15 protein-coding genes and 3 tRNA genes are annotated in these 16603 nt (G+C 60.0%); 8 read left to right on the top strand and 10 right to left on the bottom strand.

All coding sequences use genetic code 11. The annotated features are described in order from the left end of the window. Positions 1-86: 86 nt before the first annotated feature. Genes B0G57_RS20590 through B0G57_RS20580 form a run of 3 tightly spaced genes read right to left on the bottom strand, consistent with a single transcriptional unit; the run spans position 87 to position 3271 of the window. Positions 87-2000, bottom strand: a complete 1914-nt coding sequence (locus B0G57_RS20590) for a caspase family protein (RefSeq protein WP_018440543.1) — start codon at positions 1998-2000, stop codon at positions 87-89. Further along, complete coding sequence (locus B0G57_RS20585) at positions 1997-2635, bottom strand: hypothetical protein (RefSeq protein ID WP_018440544.1); 639 nt, start codon at positions 2633-2635, stop codon at positions 1997-1999. Before B0G57_RS20585 ends, B0G57_RS20590 begins: the two co-directional genes overlap by 4 nt. Before the next feature lie 60 nt (positions 2636-2695). Beyond that, positions 2696-3271 carry a recombinase family protein gene (locus tag B0G57_RS20580; RefSeq protein ID WP_018440545.1) on the bottom strand — a complete coding sequence of 192 codons (576 nt, stop codon included), beginning with the start codon at positions 3269-3271 and terminating at the stop codon, positions 2696-2698. Between the two features lie 317 nt (positions 3272-3588). Here B0G57_RS20580 and B0G57_RS20575 point away from each other — a divergent pair, with 317 nt between their 5' ends. Both B0G57_RS20575 and B0G57_RS20565 read left to right on the top strand, forming a co-directional pair. Beyond that, positions 3589-4386 (top strand): hypothetical protein, encoded by a 798-nt coding sequence (locus B0G57_RS20575; protein ID WP_018440546.1) that lies wholly within the window; start codon positions 3589-3591, stop codon positions 4384-4386. A 455-nt stretch (positions 4387-4841) separates the two neighbouring features. Next, entirely contained in the window at positions 4842-6314 is a 1473-nt protein-coding gene (locus B0G57_RS20565) for a YaaC family protein (RefSeq protein WP_199189642.1), read from the top strand. A gap of 212 nt (positions 6315-6526) precedes the next feature. Here B0G57_RS20565 and B0G57_RS20560 read toward each other — a convergent pair. The 4 genes from B0G57_RS20560 to rph all read right to left on the bottom strand — a co-directional run bounded on the left by B0G57_RS20560 (position 6527) and on the right by rph (position 9300). Next, positions 6527-6616: transfer RNA gene (locus B0G57_RS20560), tRNA-Ser, on the bottom strand. Positions 6617-6663: 47 nt separating this feature from the next. Then, positions 6664-7905, bottom strand: a complete 1242-nt coding sequence (hemW, locus tag B0G57_RS20555) for a radical SAM family heme chaperone HemW (protein WP_018440549.1) — start codon at positions 7903-7905, stop codon at positions 6664-6666. After that, positions 7905-8513 carry an RdgB/HAM1 family non-canonical purine NTP pyrophosphatase gene (gene rdgB / locus B0G57_RS20550; protein ID WP_026229644.1) on the bottom strand — a complete coding sequence of 203 codons (609 nt, stop codon included), beginning with the start codon at positions 8511-8513 and terminating at the stop codon, positions 7905-7907. Before rdgB ends, hemW begins: the two co-directional genes overlap by 1 nt. 46 nt (positions 8514-8559) lie before the next feature. Continuing rightward, positions 8560-9300 carry a ribonuclease PH gene (rph, locus tag B0G57_RS20545; protein ID WP_018440551.1) on the bottom strand — a complete coding sequence of 247 codons (741 nt, stop codon included), beginning with the start codon at positions 9298-9300 and terminating at the stop codon, positions 8560-8562. A gap of 151 nt (positions 9301-9451) precedes the next feature. Here rph and B0G57_RS20540 point away from each other — a divergent pair, with 151 nt between their 5' ends. The 4 genes from B0G57_RS20540 to B0G57_RS20525 all read left to right on the top strand — a co-directional run bounded on the left by B0G57_RS20540 (position 9452) and on the right by B0G57_RS20525 (position 13853). Further along, entirely contained in the window at positions 9452-10375 is a 924-nt protein-coding gene (locus B0G57_RS20540) for a YicC/YloC family endoribonuclease (RefSeq protein WP_018440552.1), read from the top strand. Positions 10376-10387: 12 nt separating this feature from the next. After that, a complete protein-coding gene (gmk, locus tag B0G57_RS20535) occupies positions 10388-11092 on the top strand; it encodes a guanylate kinase (RefSeq protein WP_026229645.1) in 705 nt (234 codons plus the stop codon). A gap of 60 nt (positions 11093-11152) precedes the next feature. Then, positions 11153-11356, top strand: coding sequence for a DNA-directed RNA polymerase subunit omega (gene rpoZ, locus B0G57_RS20530; RefSeq protein ID WP_006999799.1), 204 nt, complete (start codon positions 11153-11155; stop codon positions 11354-11356). Between the two features lie 106 nt (positions 11357-11462). Further along, the gene (locus B0G57_RS20525) at positions 11463-13853 is read left to right on the top strand and encodes a RelA/SpoT family protein (protein WP_018440554.1); all 2391 of its coding nucleotides are present in this window, start codon (positions 11463-11465) and stop codon (positions 13851-13853) included. A 92-nt stretch (positions 13854-13945) separates the two neighbouring features. On the opposite strand, the gene B0G57_RS20520 is transcribed toward B0G57_RS20525, so the two are convergent. Both B0G57_RS20520 and B0G57_RS20515 read right to left on the bottom strand, forming a co-directional pair. Next, positions 13946-14022 (bottom strand) — tRNA-Arg (locus B0G57_RS20520). A 74-nt stretch (positions 14023-14096) separates the two neighbouring features. After that, positions 14097-14173: transfer RNA gene (locus B0G57_RS20515), tRNA-Arg, on the bottom strand. 204 nt (positions 14174-14377) lie between these two features. On the opposite strand from B0G57_RS20515, the gene greB reads away from it, so the two are divergent. Continuing rightward, entirely contained in the window at positions 14378-14944 is a 567-nt protein-coding gene (gene greB / locus B0G57_RS20510; protein WP_018440555.1) for a transcription elongation factor GreB, read from the top strand. Between the two features lie 69 nt (positions 14945-15013). On the opposite strand, the gene B0G57_RS20505 is transcribed toward greB, so the two are convergent. After that, the gene (locus B0G57_RS20505; RefSeq protein WP_018440556.1) at positions 15014-16177 is read right to left on the bottom strand and encodes a porin; all 1164 of its coding nucleotides are present in this window, start codon (positions 16175-16177) and stop codon (positions 15014-15016) included. Positions 16178-16259: 82 nt separating this feature from the next. Here B0G57_RS20505 and B0G57_RS30945 point away from each other — a divergent pair, with 82 nt between their 5' ends. Beyond that, a complete protein-coding gene (locus B0G57_RS30945; protein ID WP_146013344.1) occupies positions 16260-16568 on the top strand; it encodes a hypothetical protein in 309 nt (102 codons plus the stop codon). The last annotated feature ends 35 nt before the right edge of the window (positions 16569-16603 follow it).

Below are 16603 nucleotides of genomic sequence, written 5' to 3'. Positions count from 1 at the left end.
TCGAAGGTGATTGCAATCTGATCTCGATAAGAGCGTCAATGCCCGGATAGAATTGGTCTAGCAAGATCAGCTTTGCCCACGCAATTTCACGCGCGCATCGTTGTGCATTCGACTGCACCAGCATCCCTTGTAGGCAGCCCTTCCAAGCAAAACCACGGAACTCTGTCGGGATATAGGAGTGAAGCTAATACGACGGCTCCGACCACGGTGGCGGAAGAGGGTTCGGGGTGAGAGCAGGGCCATGATCGACCGAGATCGGCCACACGGAAAATGTCATGACCTACCGTCCAGGCCAAGTTTTGTCCGTGAGTCATCATATCCTCGCCATATTCGGAAAACGCCGGTGTGACATAGGCGGCAAAGGGCACACCGTCGAGCTTCCATAAGTCCTGGTCGAAGACCTGACCGAGATCGAGTGCCGGAGCGATCCTCATTAGGACGGTCAATGTTTCGAGGGGGCGCTCCACAAGGTCATGCACCTTGGAGTAGTCATTTTCGCGTCGAGCAAGTAAGTAATCGAGCGTCGACTCCGGCGAGATATCCCAGCGCGCAAGACGTGCTCGGCAGGCGACAACGGAATTGAAAAGCAGCCCCGCCAGTTCGTCTGCTTGGTGGTCCAAATGAAGATGTGCGGCACGGGATAACGCGAGCGCCCAATATGGAGCTTGGACGTCACTCATCGCGACGATCGAGCCTTGGTAATGGTCAAGCAGCGACTGCAAAATCCTGGAGAAGAGCGCTTCGGCGGTTCGCCGTCGAGGATCGTCAGTCTTATACAGCCCGGGTGCGGCCGCCATCCAACCCACCACCTTTGCGACTCGTAGCGGCAGGTAGAAGAGCTCAGAAAGACCGCCCCCTCGCCTGGCGAGAAGCGCATAGGCATCACCGGTCAAATCGTTCAGCAATTTCGAACCAGCAGCAATTAGCTGATCTCCCGTCGTCTCTAGGAATCGCCCAGCCGCACGTCCCACCGATTCGGTTTGGAGATATGGTAGCAGGCATACTGCAAGCGCTGCGCTTACCTGCGCCTTCCTGAATGCATCATCGGAATACTCAGCCCGCTCAAGTGCCGCGTCACCAAAGCGCTCGGCAAACCCAGCAAGTAGTTCGGACGTTGCGGCAAGTGGCGATAATGCCTTGGCCATTGCATCGGAGAACGATCGGGGATGCCATTCGCCACTTACAGAAGCGTACGCGCGCCAAAGATCGTCGTAGCGCTCGCGAGCCGCGCTCGCGCTGACAGCTGGCCAGGATTGCGCGATCTCACGGAGCGGTTTTGCGGGGTCTTTACCGTAGTGCGGGTTACGGCAGAATTTCGGAGGACCGTAAAGATTCAATCCCCACACTACCGGGGATTGATCCGTAGCCCTAAGGCGATTAGAAACGCACCGCCCGACTTCGACTAGGTCTAGGACACTTGCCGTGTCTTGCACGAACTCCCGTCCTTCTATGCAATCCAGAATTGCGTTCGTGCCGAAGCCACCCAATTCGGTTTCCCCTGAGAACTGATTCTGTGCCGACGTAGCCACAAGGGTAATTCCAGGCGTGCCAGCGTCGCCGAGCATATCCGCCTTGAGCAAGACGCCGAGATCAGCAATCAGGCCACCGCTCTCGCACGCGTCGATGATGATATTGCTTTGCACGGGCGCAGCCTCATTGATGCTGCGAAATATGTCCGATAGAGAAAGAGCGGTAATGGATTGTGCATCGGACCGTGTATCCCGGACCCACATGTAGAAGCTTCCAGCTCGGACACCACCATGTCCAGCAAAGAAGAACGTAAATGTGTCGACGTCGCCATGAGAGAAGAGGGCTTCACGTAGGGCCTGACGGACAGTGTCTACCGATGGTGAAAGCAACAGCTTCGAACGGGCCTCGTCGTAATCGCCGATGTCAGCACGAACGAGAGCCTCGAACATCCTGCGGGCATCGGCTTCGGCACCCTTAAGAACATTGGCATGGTCGTACTCGTTGCACCCGATCGAAAGCAGAATCCTCATGCGTCGTCCCCGTAGCGCGCGAATTTCGCTTTGCGTTCCGATTCGCGGGCAATTGCTTCTTCTCTCTTTAGCTGCAAAATATCGTCCAAGCGCTGCTTGAATTCGGGCGAGACGGCACTCAAGGACTCCGCCATATGAGCAGCAGTCTCCGGGCTGGCATGAATTTGAGGGAGCCTGACCTCGCCGTTATGGTCTGCGACAAGCTCAATTTTTTCCATCATCTCGAGCAGTGCGTTTTCCACAGACCCCGCGGCCTTGGCGTCAACCATATTGCCCGTTTGTTCGCAGACCGATGACATCGTGGAGTAAAGCATCGTAGCGAATTGTCGATGCATCGCGTCACGCAGCGTTTGGACGTTGCGATAGATGGTGTCGAGATCGTTATCGACCAAGTGCTGGAACTGTGTCTCGACTGCCGATGAATGTTGCCGAGGTTGGCCTACAACAGCCTCCGGCGCGCCCGGGTATTCCCAACTACCACGGTGGCGAAAGCGGAGCGAATTCTCCGCCGACATGTACTGCGCGACTATTTGCTTGTGCTGCTCCGCCACCAGTCGCAGAAAAGCTTCGTTGAAGGCTTTAGCACCAGCTTGGTCGACAAAGTAATCACGATCGCTTACTTGCTTTTCTTCCATATAGGTCGCCTCCGCGCATTCGATCTCAAGAATCGGGATATTGCAACTATACAATTCGGGTTAGCCGCGTTGCGTCACTTTGAGGATGGTCGGGTGCGAAACGGCATACTCCTTCGCCAGCCCGCGCGCAGTAGCGCCCGCCGCTAGCTTTCGCCGGATGTCCTCTTTTTGCTCTCGCGTAAGTGAGTCTTTACGTCCCAGCTTCTTTCCTTCGGCCCTCGCCCGAGCCAACCCAGCGTGCGTGCGCTCGATGAGTAGATCGCGCTCGAATTGGGAAACGGCCGCGAGTACGGTCATGTGCAGCTTGCCCGACGCGCTCGTCAAATCAACGCCTTTGAGTGCCAAACAACGAACGTGGACACCGAGCGCGGCCAATCGCTCGACTGTCGCGAGTACGTCGGTCGTATTGCGGCCCAATCTATCGAGCTTCGTAACGACAAGCGTATCGCCCTCGTCCAAGCGCTCCAGCAGCTTCGAGAAGCCGGGGCGCTCCGCAGCCGGAACATTTCCAGAAATCGTCTCAGCAACCGTATGGCGCGGCTGGACGACAAAGCCCGCAGTACGAGCTTCAAGCAGTTGGTTGTCGTTGGTCTGGTCGGCGGTCGAAACACGCGCGTAGAGGAACGTGCGGGACATAGTTACCCCGGTAAATAATCGCGGTAACCATTTTAAGCGGTAATCATATTGTTTGCAAGGAATTGTTTACCACTGCGGCGGCGATCTCCAGCCCGGTAACAAAACGGACGTTTGTTTGTTGGCCGCCAGATCGGGCGTTCAATGCGTTAGTCGATGACCCATGTCACCATAAATGGAAGCTAGGGCTTATATGGCACGAGGCTGAGGCAGTACAATGGACGCACTAGAAAACAGGTCCGGGGTCATGCATGTACAGCTTGATCGTTACATCGAGAGAATGGGATGGCAACCGAGGGACGTGCGATGGTTCTCGGGTCTTGGAATACACAAGCCAGTATCTGTCGGAGCGGTTTAAGCCGAACGGCATCTTGGACCTGCAAGCGCTCAAGGAATTGCCCGCCATCTTCGCCAGTGAGACCAGTTGGGACGGCACACAACCCCCAGCTCGTGTAGGGACGATAATTAGGGCTGCGCAAGCGGGAGGGCAAGTTCAGATAGAGTATGTTTTTGATCCTGATATAGCGCCCATTCCGAACGCAGTCCTCACGGCTCTTGCCTCCGAACTGGACATCGATGTCAAATCCTCGATTCACGAGTTCACGCGTAATCATTGGTCGGTTAAAGATGTTGACTTGTTCCGCGTGCTGCTTAAACGGGGCAATGGCGCACGACAGCGCCCAAAGGTTTTTGCACTGCCAGAAGTACTGCCTGACCCGAAGCTAGTCGCCGCGATGATGCCGTTCGATGCAGCGTTTGCTCCGGTGCATCAAGCCCTTGTGGATGCCGCATCGAGCTCAGGAATGGCCTTAACCCGAGCCGACGATATCTGGCTTAGCGACCACATCATCCAGGACGTGGTCACGCTTTTGTGTAAAGCCAGCGTCGTTATCTGCGACCTGACAAACCGAAACGCAAATGTGTTTTACGAGATGGGCATCGCGCACGCGCTGCCCCGCGAGGTCATGATGATCACGCAGAGCGCTCATGACGTACCGTTTGATGTGGCGCACATTCGGCACATTCGGTACCTTAACAACAGCGAAGGACTGCGGAAATTGACTGTGGACGTTCGAGCGCGTTTAGAGACGCTTCAATCAAGCTTGCTCTCTAAATGATTGGTTCTAATTCGGCTTGGTAGCCGCTCGACCTGGCAGGCAGCGTTGATGCCGTTCGTGGCGCTGTGCCGTGTCCATGCGGGCAGGCGATTTCATGATTCATACCTGGGAGACCACAATGTCATTCCTGAAGTTCAGGCTGAGCACAGACGAACTAGTCGCGCTTCACAAGGATGTGGAGACGTTCACGGGAGGGAAGCCGATTGGGCAACCCGTCCAACTGCCTGAGTACCCGAAAACAACGACGGTCGGTGATGAACTCCTGTTTGGGTACGAAATCGATGAGGCTTTCGTGCAAGCGTTCCCGCGCTGGCAGTCAAAACTAGAACGTTAGCTGCCGATCGGAGAGAACGCTGGCGCAGCGACATTTCATATCGCAGTCGCCCACGCCGTACAGCGCACAAATCAAATGAAGCAAAGGGGGGCGTATGGGAGGCATTGGCGTCGAACAGCGGATGAACATCCTTCGCAGGGCGGCTGATCAGCAAATACTCAAACCTCTGCGAACGCACGGTTGGGCGGCAACGGTCATAGGCGAGAATGACGGCGGCGAATATATAACCATTCGCGCTGAAAAGTCCGATGTGACTCGCTCTCTAGCGCTGATGTACACGTCTGCGACAGATAACCGACACTACAAGCAACTGGACGGATGTGTTGATCACATATTCGTCAACGGAGCTCTGTACAAGGTGGAGAGCTATGCGTTTGGAATCTCAACCCCCGTTTCGCCGATTGATGACTTTTTCCCGGTTCTGGTCGAGTGGAACAAACAGGTAGCACCTGAAACGGGTAAGCCGACAGAAAAGCAAAAGCCTCGCGCTCTGCGGCACATCACGGCTGAACGTCCAGTCGACGAGGTTTGGGCGCATTTGACGCAACTGGGGAGCGTGAAGCTTGCGGATAAGCTTGTGGCGCGTCGCGCGGAACAGGACTCCGTATGTCTATCGATGGAGCAGAGAAAGCTGAAGTCAGCGGGGGTAGCGTATGCGATTCGAAACGCTGCCGATTACTTCCGTGGCGCCTCCAACGAGAGCGCGAATCGACGCATTATCAGCCTGTACTATGGTTCACTAGCATTGGCTTTCGCCGAGATGTTGGCCTCGCCGGCAGGCGCTGCCGACTTAGATGAAGTGGAGGGTATGACAAAGCAGGGACATGGCCTGTTCACGGTTCCGGCTGGGACCGACGACTTCGGGGCCTTGTATGTTGGCGTCCTTGCGACAGGCTTTTTTCCACGCTGGGCGACATTCCTTGGTTACAGCACCGATAGCTATCCGAGAGCGAAGCCAAAGACGCCAAGCGACGTCGACAAAACCCCAGCCAACTGTGTAACCACATTCGGCAAATTGCTTGCGACGCTGCCTGAACTCGGGTCGCTCTTCTTTGATGTCTATGATCTTGAGCCCTCCTGGGTTACACCAATATTCGACACAGAGTCGAACCATATGGGTGGGGCAAGGGCGGTCGGCAGCAGCTATGTGCGGTTCGTGGACAAGTCAGGCCGCTTGGCTGAGGATCGATTGCGTTCGACAACGTGGCCGATCGCCGAGCTTACTCTCGTGCAAGGTGACGAGGATGACGGCCGTACGTACCGGGCGAGAGTCGATCATTCGGGTTCGCAGTTCTGGTATGAAGTGCTCCCCATTCATCGCAGCCCGTTCACTCAGAGCGGCACGTTGATTCTCCCCCCGCTTGCTGGAGTCCACGAATATCGCGCGATCTGCTTGATTGTCCTGTACGCGTTATCCATTCTGGTGCGCTATATGCCTAGCGCTTGGAGGCGTGTCGAAGGAGGCGACTGGGATCAGCATTTGGCGCTTGTCGCGCGAATGCTCGATGTGTTCGAACGGATGTTGCCGCAGGAGTTCCTCGAAAGCGTCACTGGCGACCGAGTGCATTCGAGTCTTCCTGGCGGCTTCTTCTAGTGTCGCGGTGGGGGACTTCGGACGACTTGGCGATGTTGCTCCGCCTGCAAAGCATTCAGGTATGCGACCGTTCCGTCTTGCCCGGTATGCGATCGCGATCACAAGCGGGAAACTGCGATTGCTTCGAGCGGATTGGCTTGATAGTCGAACTGATAGTTGCTCCGCAAGTCAATTTATAAAACACTTTAAAATCAACGGCTTGCGAGATATTCTGGCGGAGGGCGTGGGATTCGAACCCACGAAGGCCGTGAAGCCTTGCCGGTTTTCAAGACCGGTGCATTCAACCGCTCTGCCAGCCCTCCGAGGACGGCGATTGTAACTCGAAACGCCGGCGCCGGCGCTGCCAGCGTCAGCGAACCGGCTCGCTCTCAGCGCCGCCTTCGTTACGATCACGTAGAAAAAGCGCCTGTAAATCGTTGAGAAACCGCGACCCGAGCGGCGTCGGCGCGATGCGCTCGTAGTCGCGCACGATCAGCCCGCGCCGTTCTGCTTCTTGCAGCGCCGGTTCGATCGAGGTCATCGTGAGCCCGGTCCTTTCGAGGAACCGATGAACGGGGAATCCTTCGTTCAGCCGCAGCGCGTTGAGCATGAACTCGAAAGGCAGCTCGTGCGTATCGACCTCGTGCTCCTCCTGTACCGGCGTTCCCGCGCGTGCCTTCTCAATGAATGTGGCGGGGTGCTTATAGCGCGCTTGCCGAACGATTCGGTGTGCGAACGACAATTTCGAGTGCGCGCCCGCACCGATTCCTAGATAGTCGCCGAAGCGCCAATAATTGAGGTTGTGCTTGCACTGCCGGTTCGGCTTTGCGTAAGCCGATACTTCGTAGTGCTCATAACCCGCCTGCGCCATGCGTTCATGAATCCAATCCTGCATGTCGGCCGAAGCGTCGTCGTCGGGCAACGCCGGCGGGTATTTCGCAAAGAGCGTATTCGGTTCGAGCGTCAGGTGATAGAGCGAGAGATGCGGGGGCGCATAGGAGAGCGCGGTCTCGACATCGGCCCGGCAAGCGTCGAGCGTCTGCCGCGGCAGCGCATACATCAGATCGAGATTGAAGTTGTCGAAATGGCGAGCCGCGATTTCCACCGCGCGATGGGCCTCGGCACTGCCGTGGATGCGTCCGAGCGCTTTCAGATGGGCGTCATCGAAACTCTGAATGCCGACCGACAGCCGGTTGATGCCGCTCGCATGGAACTGCGCGAATTTGTCGGCTTCGAACGTGCCCGGATTCGCCTCGAGCGTGATTTCGGCATCGGCGTCGATCGGCAGCAAGGCGCGCGCATCCGAAAGCAACCGATCGAGCCCGCGCGCCGAAAGCAGGCTCGGCGTGCCTCCGCCGATGAAAATCGTATGGATGCGACGCCCCCAGACCAGAGGCAACGCCTGCTCGAGATCGGCGCGCAATGCGTCGAGGTAATCGTCCTCCGGGAAGCGCTCGCCTTTCCATTCATGCGAGTTGAAATCGCAGTAAGGACATTTGCGCACGCACCACGGGAAATGCACGTACAGCGCGAGCGGCGGGAGCGAGCTCAAGCTGATCTTTCCCGGAGCGAGAAAGGCTGTCACGACGCCGTCTCGGGTGGGCCCGTCCATCATGCCTCCATGAGTCGCGCGAGCATTGCGCGCAGCGCCAGCGCACGATGACTATGGGTGTTTTTCACAGCGGGCTCGAGTTCGGCGGCGCTCGCGCCGAGCGCCGGCACGAAGAAATGCGGATCGTAGCCGAAGCCGTTCGCGCCGCGCGGCGCATCGAGAATCTCACCGTGCCAGCGGCCTTCGGCGACTAGCGGCTCCGGATCGTCGGCGTGACGCATCAGCACCAGCACGCAGTAGTAGTAAGCATGCCGATCGGCCACGCCGCGCAGCTCGTCCATGAGGCGTGCGTTGTTGGCCGCATCGCTTTTTTCGCCGCCCGGCGCTTGGGCGAAACGCGCCGAGTACACGCCCGGCGCGCCGCCGAGTGCGCGCACGCACAAGCCGGAATCGTCGGCGAGAGAAGGGAGCCCGGTCGACTGTGCCGCATGCCGCGCCTTGGCGAGTGCGTTCTCGATGAACGTCGCGTGCGGCTCTTCGGCCTCGGTGACCCCAAGCTGGCCCTGAGCGATGAGCTCGATTCCAGCCGCGCCGAGCAACGCTTCGAACTCGCGCAGCTTGCCCGCGTTATTCGAGGCGAGCACGACGCGACCGAACGTGCCGGGCACCGGCTGCGGCGTCGCGCAGGTGTTCCTTTCGCTCTCTTTGCTCCGTTCAGTCACGCCCCGTCTCCAATGCGGCCTTCTGGCTCTGGATCAATTGCCCGATGCCTTGCTCCGCGAGGTCGAGCAAGGCGTTCATCTCCGCCCGCGAAAAAGGCGAGCCTTCCGCCGTACCTTGCACTTCGACGAACCCGCCGCTGCCCGTCATGACGACATTCATGTCGGTATCGCAGCGCGAATCTTCGTCGTAGTCGAGGTCGAGCACGGGCGTTCCGTCATAAATGCCGACCGAGATCGCCGCCACGTAATCGGTAATTGGCGAGCTCTCGATGCGGCCTGCCGCGATGAGCCTCGTTACCGCATCGTGCGCCGCAACGAACGCGCCCGTGATGCTCGCCGTGCGCGTGCCGCCGTCCGCCTGGATCACGTCGCAATCGATATGCAATGTGCGCGGGCCGAGCTGCTCGAGGTCGAACACCGCGCGCAGCACCCGCCCGATGAGGCGTTGGATCTCCTGCGTGCGTCCGGTCTGCTTGCCGCGCGCCGCCTCGCGATCGCTGCGCGTGTGCGTCGCGCGCGGCAGCATGCCATATTCGGCGGTGAGCCAGCCCTGACCTCGATCGCGCAGGAATTCCGGGACGCGCTCGAGCACGCTCGCCGTGCAGATCACTTTGGTGTCGCCGAACTCGACGAGCACCGAGCCTTCCGCATGTTTCGTGTAGTGGCGCGTGATGCGCACATCGCGCAGCTCATCGGGGCGGCGTCCGCTCGGACGTTGGACGGTATCGGTCATGGTTGGGGGCGAGGGCAAGGAAGGAAACCCCGATTTTACCGCCGCCGACCCGACGAGGCCCGCCGCCGCCCGTTGTCGCGCGCCGCCTGCGCCAGGAGACGGTTGCAAAAATGGGATAATGCACGCTCAACTCTCAATCGCGAGACGGACGATGATTTACAGCATGACAGGCTACGCGAGCGCCACGCGCGAGATCGCGGTTGCCGGGGCGACTGGAAGCATGAGCGTATCGGTCGAACTGCGCACCGTGAACTCCCGTTTTCTGGACCTGAATTTCCGCATGCCTGAAGAGGCGCGCGTCTGCGAGCCGACGCTGCGCGAAATGCTGATGACGAAGCTCTCGCGCGGCAAGGTCGACATCCGAATCAACGTGCAGCGCAGCGAGCAGGCGCCGAGCGCGGGCGCGCTCAACCACGAGGTGCTCGCACAGCTCGCTCAACTCGAACAGGCGGTGCTGAGAGCGTTTCCGGGCGCGGAGCGCATGCGTAGCGGCGAGGTGCTGCGCTGGCCCGGCGTGCTGGCGGAAAGCGAGGCCTCGGCGGAGGCGCTGCGCGACGGGGTGCTCGCGTGCGGCAAGCAGGCCTTGACGGAGCTGATCGAAGTGAGGGCGCGCGAAGGCGCGCAGCTTGCGACGATGCTGCTCAACAACGTGACCGAGATGGAAGCGATCCTGCAGCGCATCGCGCCGCTCGTGCCGGAACTCATCGCCAAGCATCAGCAGAAGATCGTGGAACGCCTGCAGGAAGCGCTCGGCATTGCCGCCCCCGACACGGCCGCGACGATCGTCTCGCGCGAGGAGATCGCCGAGCGTATCCGCCAGGAAGTGACGATGTACGGCATCCGCATCGACATCGCCGAGGAGCTCTCGCGGCTCGCGGCGCACCTCGCGGAGACGCGGCACGTGATCGAGAAAGGCGGCAAGGTCGGCAAGCGGCTCGACTTCATGATGCAGGAGCTCAACCGCGAGGCGAACACGCTCGGCTCGAAGGCGGCGGCGAAGGAGCTGGCCGATGCATCGATGACGCTCAAGCTGCTGATCGAGCAGATGCGCGAACAAGTGCAGAACCTGGAGTAAGTGAGTACACCGATGACCCATGCTACGCCCGAAGGCGGCGCCCAACGCGACGCGGGCGCCGCGCCCCGCAATCCGTATGCCGGCGCTTATCCCGGCAATCTCTTCATGGTCGTCGCGCCGTCCGGCGCCGGCAAGTCGACGCTCGTGAACGCATTGCTCGCGAAGGATCCGGCGATCCGGCTGTCGATCTCCTATACGACGCGCAAGCCGCGCCCGGGAGAGCAGGACGGGCAGCATTATCACTTCACCACGGTCGACGATTTCCTCGAGCGGCATGCGAGCGGTGAGTTCCTCGAGAGCGCCGAGGTGCACGGCAACTACTACGCGACGTCGCGCCTCTGGATCGAAGAGCAGATGAAAAGCGGTCACGACGTCCTGCTCGAAATCGACTGGCAGGGCGCGCAGCAGGTGAAGAAGCGGTTTCGCAACGCCGTCGAGATTTTCATCCTGCCGCCGTCGCTCGACGCGCTCGAGGTTCGGCTCAAGAAGCGCGGGCAAGACGAGCCGAACGTCATCACGCGGCGGCTTCTCGCGGCCGGCAGCGAGATGGCGCATGCGTCCGAGGCCGAGTACGTGATCATCAACGAGCACTTCGAGCGCGCGCTTTCGGATCTGCAGTGTGTCGTCGACGCGACGCGTCTGCGTTTCGGTTCGCAATACGCGCGTCACAGCGAGCTTTTCGTCGAGCTCGGCATTCATCTGCCCCATGTCGAATGAAGGCGGGCAGTTGTGCACTTACGGTAGAATAAGCAACATATTGAGAAGGAATTCCCGAACATGGCTCGCATTACAGTCGAAGATTGCCTGAAGCAGATCCCGAATCGTTTCGAGCTGGCGCTCGCGGCGACGTACCGTGCCCGGCAACTGGCACAGGGTCACACGCCGAAGATCGAGAGCCGCGACAAACCGACAGTCGTCGCGCTGCGCGAAATCGCGGCCGGGCAGGTCGGTATCGAGATGCTGAAGAAGGTACCCGTCTGAAGCATCGGGCGCGGAAGACCCGAGGGCGCCCGATGAGGGCCGTGTCGGGTCTTCCGCGATCGTGCGAAACGTGTACTCTGTCCTGCAACCCTGAACGGAGGCGAATATGAGCAACACCCCATCGTCTGCCTCCGCTGCCGCTGACGCCGAAGCACTTCACCTCGAACGCGAACACGAACACGAGGCGCCGGGCGCTGCGCGCAAATACATCGACGCGGTTCTCGAACAGTCGTTCCGCCACCTGTTCGGGCCGACGGCCACCCCTGAGCAACCTCGCAAGCACGATGTCGTCTCGATCGCGAAGCTGACGTCGATGCTCGGGGGCTACATGAGCCCCGAGGAGATCAAGGAGGTCAAGGCCGCCTTCCATTTCAGCGACGAAGCTCACCTGGGCCAATACCGTCAGAGCGGCGAACCGTACATCACGCATCCCGTCGCTGTCGCGGAGACTTGCGCGGGCTGGAAGCTCGACGCGCAATCGATCATGGCCGCGCTCCTGCACGATGTGATGGAAGACCAGGGGGTGACGAAGGCCGAACTGGCGGAGCGCTTCGGTGCGAAAGTCGCCGAACTCGTCGATGGATTGTCGAAGCTCGACAAGATGGAGTTTCGCAATCGCGAGGAGGCGCAGGCGGAAAATTTCCGCAAGATGCTGCTCGCGATGGCGCGCGATGTGCGCGTGATCCTCGTGAAGCTGGCGGACCGGCTCCACAATATGCGAACGCTCGGCGCGGTGCCGCCGGAAAAGCGGCGTCGCGTGGCGCGCGAAACACTCGATATCTACGCCCCTATCGCGCATCGGCTGGGCCTCAACAACACCTATCGCGAGCTCCAGGATCTCAGCTTCGCGAACTTCAACCCGAACCGCTACGCGACGCTCGAAAAGGCGGTGAAGGCCGCGCGCGGGAATCGGCGAGAGGTGGTCGGCAAGATCCTCGAGTCGGTGCAGCGCGCGATCGCCGACGCCCATATCGACGCGGAGGTAACGGGCCGCGAAAAGACGATCTTCAGCATCTACAAGAAGATGCGGGACAAGCAGCTTTCGTTCTCGCAGGTGCTAGATGTCTACGGTTTCCGTGTCGTGGTCGGCTCACCGCTCGAGTGCTACACCTGCATCGGCGCGCTGCATGCGCTCTACAAGCCGGTCCCGGGCAAGTTCAAGGACTACATCGCGATTCCGAAGGTCAACGGGTATCAGTCGCTCCATACGACGCTCGTGGGTCCGTTCGGCGCCCCGATCGAGTTCCAGGTGCGTACGCGCAAGATGCACGAGATCGCGGAAGCGGGCGTGGCCGCGCATTGGCTCTACAAGAGCGGCGCCGCCGACCTCAACGACGTGCAAAAGCGTGCGCACCAGTGGCTGAAATCGCTGCTCGATATCCAAAGCGAAGCAGGCGATTCGAGCGAGTTCCTCGAGCACGTCAAGATCGACCTGTTTCCGGATGCGGTCTACGTCTTCACGCCGAAGTCCAAGATCATCGCATTGCCGCGCGGCTCCACGGCGCTCGACTTCGCGTATTCGATCCATAGCGACCTCGGCAACCAATGCGTCGCCGTCAAAATCAACAACGAGCTGCTGCCGCTCCGCACCGAGCTGAAGAGCGGCGACATCGTCGAAGTGATCACGGCGCCGTATTCGAAGCCGAACCCTGCCTGGCTCGGCTTCGTGCGCACGGGTAAGGCGCGCTCGGCGATCCGGCACTACCTGAAGACGATGCGTCTCAACGAATCGGTGCAGTTGGGCGAGCGCCTGGTCGACCAAGGTCTCAAGGGGTACGGTCTTTCGCTCGCGGACGTTGAGCCGGAGATATGGGACAAGCTCGTGCAATGGACGGGCAACAAGAATCGTCAGGAGATCTTTGCCGATATCGGCCTCGGGCGGCGTGTCGCCGCGGTGATGGCCAAGCGCATCGAAGTGCTCATCAGCGGGCGCGATGCGGACGAAGACCATCCGCGCGGAGACCACGCCCACACGCCGCATGCGCCGCCGGTCGTGATCACGGGGACCGAAGGCATGTCCGTGCAGTTGTCGGCTTGCTGCCGGCCGATCCCGGGGGACGACATCATGGGCTACATCGGCATCGGGCTCGGCATGGCGATCCATACCACCGATTGCCGTGTTGCCCAGCGCATTCACCGGCGGGATCCGGGGCGCTGGATCGACGTGGCATGGGCGCCGCAGCCAGGACGGCTCTTCGACGTCGCAATCAAGGTGCTCGTCAAGAATACGAAGGGCGTCTTCGCACGCGTGGCGGCCGATATCACGTCGGCGGACGCGAATATCGTCCACATTGCGATGGACGAGGATTTGTCGCACGAGTCCACATGCTTGCGTTTCGTGATTCAGGTCAGCGATCGCGTGCATCTCGCCAATGTGATGCGCCGGGTGCGGACGAATCCCGACGTCATTCGTATCGCGCGCGAGCGGCCAAGCGAAGAGGGGCATCATCGGCACGACGGTGGCATGCGCGTCGAGCGCGAGCGGGCCGATTATTGATGTTCTGAAGAGGCATGTGTCATAAAGATGCACGTGTCCTGTACCACCGCCGAAAAGGCAAAGGGCCTTCCGTTCGGAAGGCCCTTCGAAGATGGCGCGGCTGGCAGGATTCGAACCCACGACCCCTTGGTTCGTAGCCAAGTACTCTATCCAACTGAGCTACAGCCGCACGTCAGACGGTGCATTCCACCGCTTATCGCGGTGAAAGAAAAGAGCCTTCCGCTAAGAAGGCTCTCGAAAAGGTGGCGCGGCTGGCAGGATTCGAACCCACGACCCCTTGGTTCGTAGCCAAGTACTCTATCCAACTGAGCTACAGCCGCACGCAGAAGCGAAATTATAGCAAACTCCAGAAAAAAGGGAAGTGCTCGTCGCTTCATTGACGCGGCTTGCTCCTAACCGTCTCCGGCCGCGAACGGCTGCCGCCGCCATTGCAGGGGACGGTGCAGGCCGATCTTATGTCGACTCCAACGATCGTGTACGCTAGAAGTTCGATTGAAGGAACCCTCGTAGTTTGGTTGAGCATCATGAACAAAGCTTTCGTGAAAGAGTCGGGCGACGACGACGCAGACGACGATCTGGAGATCACGCAGCCCGAGGTGCCGGCGGGCACGAAGAACTACATCACGCCCGCGGGCCACAAGCGCCTGCGGGACGAACTGTTGCACCTCATCGACGAGGAACGGCCGGAAGTCGTGAAGCTGGTTTCGTGGGCGGCCTCGAACGGGGACCGCTCCGAGAACGGCGATTACATTTACGGCAAACGGCGGCTGCGCGAGATCGATCGGCGCATTCGCTTTCTGACGAAACGGCTCGACTTGGCCGAAGTGGTGGACAGCAGCAAACAGGAGAACGTCGATCAGGCGTTTTTCGGGGCGACGGTCGACTACGCCACTTCAGATGGCGAAACGCATACCGTCACGATCGTTGGCGTCGACGAAGTGGACCTTGAGCAGGGGCACGTGAGCTGGATTTCGCCGATTGCGCGCGCGTTGCTGAAGGCGCGGATCGGGGACGTGGTCACGCTGCATACGCCCGCGGGAGCCGAGCAGATCGACGTGCTCGACGTACGGTATCCGTCAGCGGGCGAGTAACCGACAAAGCACAAAAAAAAGGCGCCGCAAGCGGCGCCTTCGAGGGTCCAACGGTTTCTTCGAATCTTATTAGAACCGGTGACGGATACCGGCCGTGACAGCGACCTGGTTGGAGGTCGACGACGCCTTGAACGTGTTGAGATCGGCATTGAACGTACCGCCCGCGGTGTTCATCACGTGCTGGTATTCGCCTTGCAGGTACACGTCGGTACGCTTCGAGAGGTAGTAGTCGGCGAGCAGGCCGGCCGTTCCCCACTTCGGGCTGAGGCCGTTCAACCTTCCGTCCGTGTACGTGTATTCGGCGGCCAGACTCAGAGCCGGCGTCAGCGCGTAGCGGGCGTTCACTTCGTAGTTGTTGAAGCGCATCGAGCCCGGCACGCCAGGGGCGGCCAGCAAGCTCACCGCCGTGCCGTTGCCGATGGTGCCACCGCTGATGCTCGCCGCACCGGTGAGGCGGGTCTGCGTGAACACGAAGCCGGCCGTTGCGGGGCCGAACGTGTAGTTCAGGCCGGCACCCCAGGTGCGCTGACGCTGAGCGAGGAACGGCGAGTCGGTCACGGCGCCGCCCGAATTGAGCGGGCTCGCAGCCGTGATCGAGTTCACTCCGCTGTTCAATTGCAGGTAAGCCGCGGCGAAATTGAAGCCGGCAAAGCTGTACGACGCGCCGACGCTGTACTCGCGGTTGTTCGAGAAACCGGTCGAGTTCGAGAACCCGTACATCGCGCCGAGCTTGAAGCCGGCGTAGTTCGCACTTTGATAGTGAACCGAGTTGTTGACGCGGAACGTATTGTCGAGGTTGTCGTTATCGAACGGATGGGCGAAGAAGGTGCCTCCGTATTGCGTGCCCGTCAGCGAGAGCGGCCCGAGGTACTGGACGACGTCGTCATACTGACGACCGAGGGTCACGGCACCGAACTGGTCGCTCGACAGACCGACGAAAGCTTGACGGCCGAACTCACGGCCTTGCTGGCCGAGCGTGCCATTGGCGATGCTGAAGCCGTTTTCCAACGTGAAGATCGCCTTCAGGCCGCCGCCGAGGTCTTCAGCGCCGCGCAGGCCCCAACGGCTCGAGTTGATTGCGCCGTTCGATTCTTGCCAGAGGCTGTGACCTCCGGAGTTGTTCGCGTAGGTGATACCGGCATCGATCAGCCCGTACAGCGTAACGCTGCTCTGTGCGTGCGCCATCGTTGCGAATGCGCCGGCGAGAGCGCCGACCAGAAGCGTCTTTTTCATCTTTCTTACTCCGTTTAACAGGAAGTTTATTTACTGCTTCGGGAAGCGATCATGCCCTAATAATGCGAGAGGCGAATCGAGCATGAAGACCGGCGAACAGCGAAACAACCCGGCTCTTCCCAACTCGGCCGAGTGTAAATATCTCTTCGCCCATATCGCCATTGCGATTCATGCAATAAAGTATTCGAGTTCGCGCAACGGCGCGAGAAGTGCTCGAAAGCCTTGCCGGGCAAGGGCTTCGGCGGAAGTTCCCGCTTCGCGCCATGCATTGCGAGACAATTGGATGTTGTGTTTTCGTCACACGCGGAAACCATTCGCGTATGCGGCTCGTGACGGTTTGGTGACGATTATTGAGGGGCAGGAAATACAGGATTGCGGCGCGCGGGGATGATCGCCGGGCCGATTCTGATTACACTGGGTTCTCTG

This window comes from Trinickia symbiotica (assembly GCF_002934455.1).
Lineage (GTDB): Bacteria > Pseudomonadota > Gammaproteobacteria > Burkholderiales > Burkholderiaceae > Trinickia > Trinickia symbiotica.
This window is presented reverse-complemented; position numbering and strand designations above follow the sequence as displayed.

What these genes read in the sequence shown, in the direction of transcription:
- rpoZ (WP_006999799.1), top strand. Translation starts at nt 11,153, where the DNA reads ATGGCTCGCATTACAGTCGAAGATTGCCTGAAGCAGATCCCGAATCGT.
- B0G57_RS20540 (WP_018440552.1), top strand. Translation starts at nt 9,452, where the DNA reads ATGATTTACAGCATGACAGGCTACGCGAGCGCCACGCGCGAGATCGCG.
- gmk (WP_026229645.1), top strand. Translation starts at nt 10,388, where the DNA reads ATGACCCATGCTACGCCCGAAGGCGGCGCCCAACGCGACGCGGGCGCC.
- greB (WP_018440555.1), top strand. Translation starts at nt 14,378, where the DNA reads ATGAACAAAGCTTTCGTGAAAGAGTCGGGCGACGACGACGCAGACGAC.
- B0G57_RS20590 (WP_018440543.1), bottom strand. Translation starts at nt 2,000, where the DNA reads ATGAGGATTCTGCTTTCGATCGGGTGCAACGAGTACGACCATGCCAAT.
- rph (WP_018440551.1), bottom strand. Translation starts at nt 9,300, where the DNA reads ATGACCGATACCGTCCAACGTCCGAGCGGACGCCGCCCCGATGAGCTG.
- B0G57_RS20585 (WP_018440544.1), bottom strand. Translation starts at nt 2,635, where the DNA reads ATGGAAGAAAAGCAAGTAAGCGATCGTGATTACTTTGTCGACCAAGCT.
- B0G57_RS20580 (WP_018440545.1), bottom strand. Translation starts at nt 3,271, where the DNA reads ATGTCCCGCACGTTCCTCTACGCGCGTGTTTCGACCGCCGACCAGACC.
- B0G57_RS20505 (WP_018440556.1), bottom strand. Translation starts at nt 16,177, where the DNA reads ATGAAAAAGACGCTTCTGGTCGGCGCTCTCGCCGGCGCATTCGCAACG.
- hemW (WP_018440549.1), bottom strand. Translation starts at nt 7,905, where the DNA reads ATGGACGGGCCCACCCGAGACGGCGTCGTGACAGCCTTTCTCGCTCCG.
- B0G57_RS20565 (WP_199189642.1), top strand. Translation starts at nt 4,842, where the DNA reads ATGAACATCCTTCGCAGGGCGGCTGATCAGCAAATACTCAAACCTCTG.
- B0G57_RS20525 (WP_018440554.1), top strand. Translation starts at nt 11,463, where the DNA reads ATGAGCAACACCCCATCGTCTGCCTCCGCTGCCGCTGACGCCGAAGCA.
- B0G57_RS30945 (WP_146013344.1), top strand. Translation starts at nt 16,260, where the DNA reads ATGAAGACCGGCGAACAGCGAAACAACCCGGCTCTTCCCAACTCGGCC.